Here is a 12,237-nt window from a genome sequence, read left to right as displayed (position 1 = left end):
ATGAGCACCCGCACTGTTCGGCAAAAGATGGGCCGGGATGAATGGCTGCAAAAGATTTTGATCGCCGGCATCGTCGTCACCCTGCTTGTCAGCGTGCTGCTGCCGCTCGGGGATTTGTTCAGCAAAGCGTTCCTGAGCGAGCGCGGCGAGTTCATCGGGCTGGCCAACTTCGTCAAGTACTTTGCGACTCCGGCGCTCGTCCAGTCCTTCGGCAACACGATGTACGTCTCCGGGGTCACCACGGTGTTATCGGTTGCGCTCGCGTTTCTGTACGCTTTCGCCCTGACCCGGACCGATATGAGAGGAAAGGCGTTTTTCCGCTACGTCGCCTTGCTGCCGCTCTTTGCGCCTACCATGATGCACGGGATCGCGCTGACCTACCTGTTCGGCAACCAGGGAATCATTACGACCGGCTTTTTCGGAGTCTTGCCCGGCTTCGACCTGGAGCTGTACGGGCCGCTGGGAATCATCCTGTCGGAGGTGATCTACACCTTTCCGCAGGCGTACCTGATCATGGCGGTATCGCTTTCCTTTGCGGACTACAACCTGTACGAAGCGGCGGAGACGATGGGGGCGGGCAAGCTGCGCAAGTTTCTCACCGTGACACTGCCCAACGTCAAATACGGCTTGATCAGCGCCGTCTTCGTCTGCTTTACCTTGAGCTTTACGGATTTCGGAGCCCCCAAGGTAGTCGGCGGGCAGTACAACGTGCTCGCGACGGACATTTACAAGCAAGTGATCGGGCAGCAAAACACGACAATGGGCGCGACCGTAGGAATTATTTTGATCCTGCCGGCCATTCTCGCCTTCATCGTAGACCGGATCGTGGAGCGCAAGCAAAACTCCTCCGTCTCGGCCAAGTCCACACCGTACAAGATCACGAAACAGCGGGGACGGGACACAGCCTTCTTCGTCTACTGCTCGCTGATCACGGCCTCGATCTTCCTGATGCTGGGGACGGTGATCTTCGCCTCGCTGATCAAGGTCTGGCCGTACGACCTGAGCCTGTCGCTTACGCATTACGACTTTTCCAAGGTGGCAGGAGAAGGAATGCAGCCGTTCTGGAACAGCCTGCTCGTCTCCTTTTACAGCGCAGTGGCCGGCACAATCATTACCTTCATCAATGCGTACCTGATAGAAAAGACACGCTTTCTGAAAGGGCTGCGCCAGGTCGGATACTTCCTTTCCATCCTGCCGCTCGCCCTGCCGGGTCTGGTGATCGGTCTGGCTTACATTTACTTCTTTAACCATCCGGACAATCCGCTGAACTGGATGTACGGCTCGATCATGATCCTGGTGCTGGCCAATCTCATTCACTTTTACGCCGTACCGTTCATCTCGGCAACGACCGCGCTGAAAAAACTGGACAAGGAATTCGAGCTCGCCTCCGAGTCGATGGGCGTTCCATTCTATGTCACGTTTTGGCGGGTGACGGTGCCGATGTCGCTGCCAGCCATCCTGGAAAACGCCGTCTACTACTTCATCAACTCCATGGTGACCATCTCAGCCGTCGTCTTTCTGTACTCGGCCGATTTCAAACTCGCCTCCGTCTCCATCGTCAATATGGACGACGCCGGGGATGTGGCTCCCGCAGCCGCGATGTCCGTGCTGATCGTCCTGACCAATGTAGTGGTGCGGGTCGTCTACGAGGTCGGCACGAAAAAATGGAGAGAGAAGACAGGGGCATGGCAAAAAAGATAAAGGTGGGGAGAAGAGATGATTCAAGCAGTGATCTTTGACTGGGCCGGAACAACCGTTGACTATGGATGCTTCGCGCCCCTCGACGTCTTTTTGGAGGTGTTCAAAAAGCGGGGCATCGAAGTCACGCACGAGGAAGCGCGAGAGCCGATGGGGATGCTCAAGTGGGATCACATCGACACGATGCTGAAAATGGACAGGATTGCAAATCTGTGGAAAGCGAAATACGGCAGGCTTCCGGAGAAGAAAGACGTCGACATGCTGTATGCCGATTTCGAGCCGATGCTGTTTTCCATTTTGAAAAACTACACCACTCCGATACCGGGAGTGCTGGAGCTGGTGGCGCGGCTGCGGGCCGCCGGCATCAAAATCGGATCGACTACGGGATACACGGCGGAGATGATGGCCGTCGTGGCGCCGGAAGCCAAGAAGAAGGGATACGCTCCCGACTCGATGGTCACGCCCAGCGAGATGCCGGCTGGACGGCCCTTGCCCTGGATGTGCTATCAAAACGCGATCAACCTGGACGTCCACCCCATGAAGCACATCATCAAGGTGGGAGACACCACCAGCGATATTAAAGAAGCGGTGGCAGCCGGGGCATGGGCCGTCGGAGTGATCAAGGGGAGCAGCGAGCTGGGCATGACCGAACGGGAAGTGCAGGAATGCGACCCCGATGTTCTGTACGACAGAATGGAGGCGGTGGCCAAGCGCTTCAAGGCGGTCGGAGCCGACTATGTGATTGAATCCATCGGCGAGCTGGATACGCTCATCCCGAAAATCAACCTGCGCCTGGCGCAAAAGGAGAGATGACGATGAAACTCACGCAATTGCCCGACAATCCGTACCTCTTGTTGACCCCGGGTCCGCTGTCGACCTCAAAGGGTGTAAAGGCGGCCATGCTGCGAGACTGGTGCACGTGGGACAGCGAGTACAACGATCTGGTCCAGGTGATTCGGCGCAAGCTGGTCGGTTTGGCCGAAGCAAGCCAGGACGATTACACCGCCGTTCTCATGCAAGGCAGCGGCAGCTTTTCCGTAGAAGCGGTAGTCGGCTCGGCCGTGCCGGCGGACGGCAAGCTGGTCGTAATGACCAACGGAGCCTACGGCAATCGGCTGGCCCAGATGGCTCAGGTGCTGAAAATCGAGACGCAGGTCATCGACTTTGGCGAAGTGGCCGCTGCCGAGGCGGATGCTTTGCAGAAGGCGTTGGAGCAGGATCCGAAGATCACTCACGTGGCGGTGGTGCATTGCGAGACGACGACCGGCATGCTCAATCCGATCGCAGAGGTCGCGAAGGTGGCGAAAGCGCATGGAAAAGTGCTGATCGTCGACGCGATGAGCAGCTTCGGCGGCGTCCCGATCGATGTGCCCGGCCTGGGAATCGACTTTCTGATCAGCAGCGCCAACAAGTGCATCCAGGGAGTGCCCGGCTTTGGGTTCGTTGTGGCAAAGATCGACGAACTGAAAAAATGCAGTGGCCAGGCGCGGTCCCTCTCGCTTGATCTGTACGACCAGTGGGACACGATGGAAAAGCATAACGGCAAGTGGCGCTACACTTCGCCTACCCACGTCGTTCGCGCGTTTTACCAGGCGCTGGCGGAGCTGGAGGAGGAGGGCGGCGTGGAAAAGCGCTGCGTCCGGTACCGGGAAAACCAACGCACACTGGTAGAAGGCATGGAGAAGCTCGGCTTCGTCACGCTGCTGCCCAAAGAGCTGCAGTCGCCGATCATCACTTCCTTTTACTATCCGGACAGTCCGGCGTTCACGTTTGCGGCGTTTTACGAACGCTTGAAAAAGGAAGGCTTCGTGATCTATCCGGGAAAAATCTCCGTGGCGGACACATTCCGCATCGGCAATATCGGTGAGGTATATCCGCACGACATGAAGCGGCTGGTACAGGCGGTCGAGCAAAACCTGTTCTGGTAGCGGCCTATGTCTCTGGCCGGCGAAGAGCGCAAAAAAATCATCCTGGATCGGCTGAACGGCAATGGGAAAGTGAAAACCAGCGAGCTGGTGGAGACCTTGCAGGTATCCTCGGAGACGATCCGGCGATATCTGGAAGAGCTGGAGCGGGACAATCGGCTCAAGCGGGTGTACGGCGGGGCGATCAAAACCGGGTATGACCAGGAAGAGCCTTCCCACCTCACGCGGGAAGTCGCCCATGCGGACGAAAAGAAGCGCATCGCGCGCACCGCTGCGAATCTCGTGCAGGACAACGACGTGCTCCTGATCGATGACGGGACGACAACGATGCACATGCTGCCGTACCTGAGGAGCCGCAAGAACCTCTGCCTCATCACCATCTCTGTACCGGCCCTGAACCTTCTCTTAGAGTACCAAAACCAGGGACTGTGGTCGGGGGACGTCTACTTTCTCGGGGGCAAGGTGCAAGCCAGGCACTTTCGCTCCGTAGGCATGCACGCCGAAAGAATGATGACTGACTTTTTCATCGACAAGTCCTTTCTTGCGATAGACGGAGTCCAATTGGAGTACGGCATCTCCTCGTACGACGCGGAAAAGGCGCTGCTGGCCAGACGTTTCATCGAGAACGCAAAGGAGACGATCGTTCTGTCGGATCACTCCAAAATCGGCGTCAGCACGTTTTACAAGGTAGCGGACCTGCGGGAAACGGAGATCGTCGTCAGCGACGTGCATCCGCCGGAGGAGTGGGCGAACAAACTGGAAGCAACAGGCGTGAACTGGATAGTGGCCGAGTGAAGCGGGGCGAGCGGGAAGCCCTTCATTTTTGGCCCATAGTCCCAACGAAAATCAAGGAAAGAAACAAAGAGTCAAAAAATAAACGTGGTATTCATTTGAAAAAAGAGAAACGGCAGCAAAGGAGGATCCGACATGTTCGAAAACGGCTACGCCTTGGGGATGATCGAGACGGTGGGCTTTCCCGCTCTGGTGGCGGCGACCGACGCAGCCGCAAAAGCCGCTGATGTCCGCTGTGTCACCTACCAAGGGGCGGATGCGGGAATTGTCACGATCTACGTGGTTGGAGACGTCGCATCCGTAACGGCGGCCGTCGCCGCAGGAGAAGCGGAGGCGAGACGGGTAGGAGAGCTGCGCCACTCCCGCGTCATCCCGAGGCCAGAACAAAGCGTCATGCAGATGGTGCTGCAGCAGCTGGAGAAAGAAAAAGGCAAGCAGCCTGTGAAGCCGAGCAAACCGAAAAACAGCCAGCAGGCGACGACTACGCAAACAAGCAAGGAGGAATAGTCATGGGAGATGCACTGGGCATGGTGGAAACGAAGGGGCTGATCGGAGCGGTGGAGGCCGCTGACGCGATGGTCAAGGCGGCAAACGTCAAACTGATCGGCAAGGTGCACGTCGGCGGCGGGCTGGTCACCGTCATGGTGCGGGGCGATGTGGGAGCGGTCAAGGCATCGACGGATGCCGGGGCTGCCGCGGCGGAAAAGGTAGGCGAACTGGTCTCTGTCCATGTCATCCCGCGGCCACATACGGATATTGAGCTGATTTTGCCCAAACTCGAGCAATCGCAATGATGTCTGCTGAGGTCCTTTCGCAAGACTCGCAAACGGCTGAGAAGAGGTGACGGTATATCGTGATGCTAGATGCAGATTTGCAATCCGTACAGGAAGTGCGCCATTGTTTGCAAGGAGCCAGGGAAGCCCAGAAGAGACTGGCGGGAATGTCGCAGGGGCAGATCGACCAGATCGTGCAGCGCATGGCAGAGGCGGCCCGTGCCGAGGCAGGACGCCTGGCAGGCATGGCCGTGGAAGAAACAGGCTACGGCCGCGTGGCGGACAAAACCGTGAAAAATTTGTTCGCCGCTGTGGATGTGTATGAATCCATCAAAGACAAGAAAACCGTCGGGATCATCCGGCGCGATGAGCAAAAACGGGTGTGGGAGATCGCCCAGCCGGTGGGGGTGGTCGCAGGGATCGTGCCTTCGACCAATCCGACTTCAACCGTCATTTTCAAGGCGCTCATTTCCGTAAAGGCAGGCAACGCGATCGTATTCAGCCCGCATCCCCACGCGGCCAAATGCAAGAAGGAAGCGGCTGCTGTCATGCAGGCGGCTGCAGAACGGGCAGGTGCCCCGGCAGGATTGATCAGCTGCATTGCACACCCCACGCTGGCAGCCTCGCAGGAGTTGATGCGGCACAGCGATACGGACGTGATCCTCGCTACCGGTGGCACCGCGATGGTAAAAGCGGCATACAGCTCCGGCAAACCCGCCTTTGGCGTAGGGCCGGGCAACGTGCCGGTGTACATTCACGCCAGCGCCGATATCGCTGCCGCTGTGCGCCAAACCGTCCAGAGCAAGACGTTCGATTACGGAACGATCTGCGCTTCGGAGCAGGCCTTGGTCGTAGACAAATCGATCAAGCGCAAGGTCGTGGAAGAACTGAAGCGCCAGGGGGCCTATTTCCTCGACGATCACGAGCACAAGCGGGTAGCCGCGATCATCATGAGAGCAGGAGGACTCAATCCTGCGATCGTGGGCAAATCGCCGCAAGCGATTGCCGAGCTGGCAGGCATCCTGGTGCCGGAAGACGCTACGCTCCTGATCGCAGAGGAGACGGAGGTCGGTATGAACCATCCGTATTCGATCGAAAAGCTCGCCCCGATTCTCACGCTGTACACAGTGAGCGATACTGCCGAGGCCAGCCGCCTGTGCACAAGGCTGCTGGAGCTCGGCGGACTGGGCCATACGATCGGTCTGCACTGCCAGGACTCGCATGTGATCGAGTCGTTCGTGCTGGATAAGCCGGCATCCCGGATCGTGGTGAATGCAGGCACGACCTTCGGCGGGATCGGCGCTACGACGGGCATCGCGCCTTCGCTGACGCTGGGCTGCGGCTCGTTTGGCAACAATGTGACTTCGGACAATATCGGACCGGAGCACCTTTTCAACATCAAGCGCGTGGCCTTTGGGCTCCGCGAGATGAAGCTGGAGGGCCCGCAGGCCTCCGTACAGGCGACAGCCGCGGCGGCTGCAGCCGGTCCAGCGATCAGCCGGGATGAAATCGCGGAAATCATCAAGAGCGTACTGCTGGAACTACAGTCTACCAATCGGTAAGGAGGCATAAACAATGGCAGGAGAAACAGGAGCACTGGGAATGGTAGAAACGAAAGGATTGGTCGGTGCGGTCGAGGCGGCTGACGCCATGGTCAAAGCAGCCAACGTCAAGCTGATCGGAAAGGTACACGTCGGCGGCGGTCTGGTGACCGTCATGGTGCGAGGCGATGTGGGAGCGGTGAAGGCGTCGACCGATGCGGGCGCGGCAGCGGCGGAAAAAGTGGGCGAATTGAAATCCGTGCATGTCATCCCGCGTCCGCACTCGGACATCGAGCTCATCCTGCCCAAGCTGGAAGGATAATGCATAGCCCATGGCTCTGATTACGGAGACGACGCTGCGGGCCATGCTGCCATCCGGGATTCCCAATCCTTATCTCGTACGCGCCGAAGACAAATTCACTCCGGCAGCCATCGATTTTTTGAAGGGGAGAGGTATCAAAGTGGAAGCGTACCAATCGACCTGCGGGCTTTCTTCGGATAGCGAAAGCATCCAGGAGCTTTGCATTCCGGTGGGAGTATCCAACCGGCATGTGCATCTGTCGCCGGAGGATGTGGAAAAGCTGTTCGGTCCAGGCTATCAGCTGACAGCGCTGCGGCCACTTTCTCAGCCCGGGCAGTTTGCCGCCAAGGAAACGGTGACGCTGCTGGGGCCGAAGGGAATCATCCATGGAGTACGAATCCTCGGGCCGGCGAGAGGCGCGACCCAAGTGGAAATTTCCAAAACGGACGGGTTCCAGCTCGGCATTCATCCCCCGATCCGGGTGTCCGGCGCGCTGGAAGGGACGCCCGGTGTCACCATCATCGGCCCGAGCGGCTGCATCGTGCTCCCGAGCGGCGTGATCGTGGCGAAATGCCATGTGCACATGTCCGAGGAGGATGCCCGCGCAGCCAAGGTGAAAGACGGGGACAGCCTGATCCTGCGGATGGCGGGCGAGCGAGCCCTCATCTTTCCGGATGTGACGGTGCGGGTGAGCCCGCGCTATGCGCTCGATTTTCACATCGACCTGGACGAAGCGAATGCGGCCAACCTGTCCACGGGTGACCAGGCGTGCCTGATCGGGATCAATGGCAAACTGTTTTCCACACAAGGGAGGTGGTAGGCGTGGATGTCCGTCAGATGATCGAGTCCATCACGCGCGAGCTATTGCAGTCCATGAATGGTTCCCAGGAAAAGAGGCCCAAATGGCTGTTCATCTTTTGCGACAGCACGGCGCATGAGCCGTTCGCCGACCAGTTCATCGCCTTGCAAAATCACGGCATCTGTCACGACATCTTGTTTCTCGACGGGGAGACGTCCTCGTGGCTGGGCATGCACCGGATCGAGTGCGGCGGAGCGGGCAAAATCATCGCGACGGACGAATACGCTCCCGCCCCGCTGGAATTGCCGAAAGAGTACGACGGCATCGCCATCCCGGAAATCGATCTGGACAATGCCGCCAGGGTGGCAACGGGATTGAAAGGGACGATTAAAGCGGAGATCATCTTCTCCGCGCTCGTGCTGGGCAAGCCGGTTCTGGTGGGAGAAGACGTGCCGGGAATCAAACGCGCCGACCGCCGCTGTCTTCGCACGCTGTCTTTGCCCGGACCGTATCGGACACTGTTTCTGCGGCATCTGGACGGCATGAGGGAGCTCGGCGTAGAATTTGCGGCCCAAAACGGCATGGCGGACGCGATTATCCGCAAGCAGGAAGACGTTCAGCGGGAGGTGGTCCTCGCCGGATCAGGCGAGCACGCGCCGCAAAGCCGGCAGCCGGTCGCGGCCAAGCTCGTGACCGCGGACTGGGTACAATCACAAGCGGATTTCCCGGATCAGATGCTGATCCTGCGCCACGGAGCGATCGTCTCTCCGCTTGCGATGGATGTGCTGAAAGAGAAAGGGATTGTAGTCCGTTACGTCCGCTGAAGGGGGGAGCGCCATGTTTTTGGGAAAAGTGATCGGCAGCGTCTGGTCCACACAAAAAGAAGAGGGCATGGAAAATTTGAAGCTCTTGGTTGTCCAGCCCGTTGACTGGAACGACAAGGAGGGCGGACGAACGGTGATCGCAGCGGATCGCATCGGGGCCGGTGTCGGCGAAAAAGTCATTGTTTCGTCCGGATCATCCGCACGGATCCTTTTTCCAGGCAGGACGGTCCCCATCGATGCGGTCATTGTCGGAATCGTCGACTCATACGAGGTGACCCAGGAGAAGTGAAAAGAAAAGCAGGTGTAGTCTTCCTGGGAAGACTACACCTTTTGTCGTTTCCTTGCGCTTTACCGCCTGCTGAAGCCTGGCCGCTCAAACGACCGCTTCCGCCTCGATTTCCACCAGCAGCCGCGGGTCGATGAGCCCCTTTACCTCGACCATCGTCGCAACCGGCTTAACGTCCCGGAAAAATTCGCCGTGCGCTTTTCCGATTTCTTCCCATTGGGAAATGTCCGTGACGAACATCCTCGTCCGCACCACATGGGACATATCCGCCCCCAACTCCTGCAGCGCCTTTTCAATCGTCTGCAGGATGAACCGGGCTTGCTCGTACGGATTCCCTTCGCCGACGACCTCGCCGTCCTTCATCGCGGTAGTCCCGGCCACTTCGATCCTGTCGCCGATCCGTATCGCCCGACAGTAACCGACCACCGGCTCCCAAGGCGATCCTGTAAATACACGTGTTCGATTCATAAGTCTTCCCTCCTTTTTTTGGCAAGGCATGTATACTGTTATTTATCCATTTGCTTCCGGAAAAGCACAAGCATTTTTTTGTTCGGAGCGCTTTCGCCTTTTTCCGCCCCAGCACCGAGGCCCGAACGGGCAGACGCAAAGAGAGCTTCGAAGCGAAACCCGCAAGCTGCTCTGCATTCACTAGCAGTTCCCCGAGACCGCGAAGAAGAAGCTTGCAAATGCCTTAGAGAAGCCCGCCTGTCCCCAACAGCTGTCCAGGAAAAAGGCGAAAAAAGCGAAGGTATTAGGGACGCCGCCCAGGCGAAGCGGAAAAAGGGAAACACGCCTGAGCGGCCACCCATGAGAAGCTTCTTCGAGACGACTACTTTGGCCGCCGTTCCTCTTTTGGAGCGGAGCCGGACAGGGATGCCTTCCATGCAAGTGTCCCTACGAACCTGGAGCGTTTTCGCCTTTTTCCGCCCCAACACAGAGGGCCGAACAGGCAGACGCAAAGAGAGCTTCGAAGCGAAACCCACAAGCTGCTCTGCATTCACAAGCAGTTCCCCAAGACTGCGAAGAAGAAGCTTGCAAATGCCTTAGAGAAGCCCGCCCGTCCCCAACAGCTGTCCAGGAAAAAGGCGAAAAAAGCGAAGGTATTAGGGACACCGCCCAGGCGAAGCGGAAAAAGGGGAACACGCCTGAGCGGCCACCCATGAGAAGCTTCATCGAGAGGACAGCTTTGGCCGCCGTTCCCCTTTGGGAGCGGAGCCGGACAGGGATGCCTCCATGCAAGTGTCCCTACCCACCTGGAGCGCTTTCGCCTTTTTCCGCCCCAGCACCGAGGCCCGAACGGGCAGACGCAAAGAGAGCTTCGAAGCGAAACCCGCAAGCTGCTCTGCATTCACTAGCAGTTCCCCGAGACCGCGAAGAAGAAGCTTGCAAATGCCTTAGAGAAGCCCGCCTGTCCCCAACAGCTGTCCAGGAAAAAGGCGAAAAAAGCGAAGGTATTAGGGACGCCGCCCAGGCGAAGCGGAAAAAGGGAAACACGCCTGAGCGGCCACCCATGAGAAGCTTCTTCGAGACGACTACTTTGGCCGCCGTTCCTCTTTTGGAGCGGAGCCGGACAGGGATGCCTTCCATGCAAGTGTCCCTACGAACCTGGAGCGTTTTCGCCTTTTTCCGCCCCAACACAGAGGGCCGAACAGGCAGACGCAAAGAGAGCTTCGAAGCGAAACCCACAAGCTGCTCTGCATTCACAAGCAGTTCCCCAAGACTGCGAAGAAGAAGCTTGCAAATGCCTTAGAGAAGCCCGCCCGTCCCCAACAGCTGTCCAGGAAAAAGGCGAAAAAAGCGAAGGTATTAGGGACACCGCCCAGGCGAAGCGGAAAAAGGGGAACACGCCTGAGCGGCCACCCATGAGAAGCTTCATCGAGAGGACAGCTTTGGCCGCCGTTCCCCTTTGGGAGCGGAGCCGGACAGGGATGCCTCCATGCAAGTGTCCCTACCCACCTGGAGCGCTTTCGCCTTTTTCCGCCCCAGCACCGAGGCCCGAACGGGCAGACGCAAAGAGAGCTTCGAAGCGAAACCCGCAAGCTGCTCTGCATTCACTAGCAGTTCCCCGAGACCGCGAAGAAGAAGCTTGCAAATGCCTTAGAGAAGCCCGCCTGTCCCCAACAGCTGTCCAGGAAAAAGGCGAAAAAAGCGAAGGTATTAGGGACGCCGCCCAGGCGAAGCGGAAAAAGGGAAACACGCCTGAGCGGCCACCCATGAGAAGCTTCTTCGAGACGACTACTTTGGCCGCCGTTCCTCTTTTGGAGCGGAGCCGGACAGGGATGCCTTCCATGCAAGTGTCCCTACGAACCTGGAGCGTTTTCGCCTTTTTCCGCCCCAGCACCGAAGCCCGAACGGGCAGACGCAAAGAGAGCATAGAAGCTTCACCCTTACAAGCAGAGAACAAATCAGAAAGCTGGGAAAACCATGTCCACCACCATTTTGTTGATCCTGTTGTTCGCCGCCATCTGCCACGCCGTCTGGAACGCCCTCTCCAAGCGAATCGAAGAAAGGGACGCCTTTTTCACCCTGATTCTGGGCGTCTCCGTCATCCTGTACTTTCCACTGGCCTTCTACCTGTGGCGAACCTCGCCGTTTCCGCCGTCCGCCATCAAATGGCTGCTGCTCAGCACCTGCTCGGAGGTTTTGTACTTCGTCGCCCTGGGCAAAGCGTACAAAACCAACCAGCTGAGCTACGCCTACCCCATCCTGCGGGGAACAGCCCCCATCGTGACGACCATCATCAGTACCGTCTTCGTCGGAGCGGCGATTGCCTGGACCGGGTTTCTGGGGATCCTGATCATCGTCGCGGGAGTCGTGTTCATGAACCAGCGCTCCTTTTCGCTTCGCGAGCTCAGTCATTTGCTGAAAGATTGGCACAACATGAAGTGGGTCTTCCTGGCCGGAAGCTGTTCGGCCCTCAGCAGCGTGATGGACGGCATGGGCGCTTCCATGATGTCGGGATTGCTGTTCAAATACGTCGTGTTTATCGGAATGTTCGCGGGCAAGTGGATCATCGACCGCAGGGCGCATTCCCACGTTTCCTATCGGTCGCTGGCAAGGCGCTATCCGTGGCATACGCTGGCGGGCGGGCTGTTCGTCTTCGTATCCAACTCGCTGGCGGTATACGCCATGCAGACCACGCCTGTCACGTACGTAGCCTCCGTTCGGGAAATCAGCATCGTCTTCGCCACGATCATCGGGATCGTCTGGCTGAAGGAGCAGGTGAGCTTCGTAAAATGGGTATCCATTTGCATGATCTTGGCGGGGGTCGTCATCATCAAGCTGAGCTAGGCGTGCT

At 58.2% G+C, this 12,237-nt stretch carries 13 protein-coding genes; 12 read left to right on the top strand and 1 reads right to left on the bottom strand.

Annotated features, from left to right (window positions below):
- The 11 genes from RGB73_RS23830 to RGB73_RS23780 all read left to right on the top strand — a co-directional run bounded on the left by RGB73_RS23830 (position 1) and on the right by RGB73_RS23780 (position 8,942).
- Positions 1–1,701 carry a putative 2-aminoethylphosphonate ABC transporter permease subunit gene (locus tag RGB73_RS23830; protein ID WP_310765239.1) on the top strand — a complete coding sequence of 567 codons (1,701 nt, stop codon included), beginning with the start codon at positions 1–3 and terminating at the stop codon, positions 1,699–1,701.
- Between the two features lie 15 nt (positions 1,702–1,716).
- The gene (gene phnX / locus RGB73_RS23825; protein WP_310765238.1) at positions 1,717–2,511 is read left to right on the top strand and encodes a phosphonoacetaldehyde hydrolase; all 795 of its coding nucleotides are present in this window, start codon (positions 1,717–1,719) and stop codon (positions 2,509–2,511) included.
- Between the two features lie 2 nt (positions 2,512–2,513).
- Entirely contained in the window at positions 2,514–3,626 is a 1,113-nt protein-coding gene (gene phnW, locus RGB73_RS23820; RefSeq protein WP_310765237.1) for a 2-aminoethylphosphonate--pyruvate transaminase, read from the top strand.
- 6 nt (positions 3,627–3,632) lie between these two features.
- Positions 3,633–4,418, top strand: a complete 786-nt coding sequence (locus tag RGB73_RS23815) for a DeoR/GlpR family DNA-binding transcription regulator (protein WP_310765236.1) — start codon at positions 3,633–3,635, stop codon at positions 4,416–4,418.
- A gap of 132 nt (positions 4,419–4,550) precedes the next feature.
- Positions 4,551–4,922 carry a BMC domain-containing protein gene (locus tag RGB73_RS23810; protein WP_310765235.1) on the top strand — a complete coding sequence of 124 codons (372 nt, stop codon included), beginning with the start codon at positions 4,551–4,553 and terminating at the stop codon, positions 4,920–4,922.
- Between the two features lie 2 nt (positions 4,923–4,924).
- Entirely contained in the window at positions 4,925–5,209 is a 285-nt protein-coding gene (locus RGB73_RS23805; protein ID WP_310765234.1) for a BMC domain-containing protein, read from the top strand.
- A 59-nt stretch (positions 5,210–5,268) separates the two neighbouring features.
- Positions 5,269–6,750 carry an acetaldehyde dehydrogenase (acetylating) gene (locus RGB73_RS23800; RefSeq protein WP_310765233.1) on the top strand — a complete coding sequence of 494 codons (1,482 nt, stop codon included), beginning with the start codon at positions 5,269–5,271 and terminating at the stop codon, positions 6,748–6,750.
- Between the two features lie 13 nt (positions 6,751–6,763).
- The gene (locus tag RGB73_RS23795; protein ID WP_310765232.1) at positions 6,764–7,051 is read left to right on the top strand and encodes a BMC domain-containing protein; all 288 of its coding nucleotides are present in this window, start codon (positions 6,764–6,766) and stop codon (positions 7,049–7,051) included.
- A gap of 10 nt (positions 7,052–7,061) precedes the next feature.
- Positions 7,062–7,850, top strand: coding sequence for a phosphate propanoyltransferase (pduL, locus tag RGB73_RS23790; RefSeq protein WP_310765231.1), 789 nt, complete (start codon positions 7,062–7,064; stop codon positions 7,848–7,850).
- A 2-nt stretch (positions 7,851–7,852) separates the two neighbouring features.
- Complete coding sequence (locus RGB73_RS23785; protein WP_310765229.1) at positions 7,853–8,653, top strand: hypothetical protein; 801 nt, start codon at positions 7,853–7,855, stop codon at positions 8,651–8,653.
- 13 nt (positions 8,654–8,666) lie between these two features.
- Entirely contained in the window at positions 8,667–8,942 is a 276-nt protein-coding gene (locus RGB73_RS23780) for a EutN/CcmL family microcompartment protein (RefSeq protein WP_310765228.1), read from the top strand.
- Between the two features lie 84 nt (positions 8,943–9,026).
- Here the strand turns inward: RGB73_RS23780 and RGB73_RS23775 are convergent, their stop codons facing one another.
- Complete coding sequence (locus tag RGB73_RS23775) at positions 9,027–9,407, bottom strand: RidA family protein (RefSeq protein ID WP_310765227.1); 381 nt, start codon at positions 9,405–9,407, stop codon at positions 9,027–9,029.
- Positions 9,408–11,363: 1,956 nt separating this feature from the next.
- Here RGB73_RS23775 and RGB73_RS23770 point away from each other — a divergent pair.
- Complete coding sequence (locus tag RGB73_RS23770; RefSeq protein WP_310765226.1) at positions 11,364–12,230, top strand: DMT family transporter; 867 nt, start codon at positions 11,364–11,366, stop codon at positions 12,228–12,230.
- Positions 12,231–12,237 lie beyond the last annotated feature (7 nt).

This window comes from Brevibacillus brevis (assembly GCF_031583145.1).
Taxonomy (GTDB): Bacteria; Bacillota; Bacilli; order Brevibacillales; family Brevibacillaceae; genus Brevibacillus; species Brevibacillus brevis_E.
The sequence above is the reverse complement of the archived record's forward strand: the minus strand, read 5'-3'. Positions and strand labels throughout refer to the sequence as shown.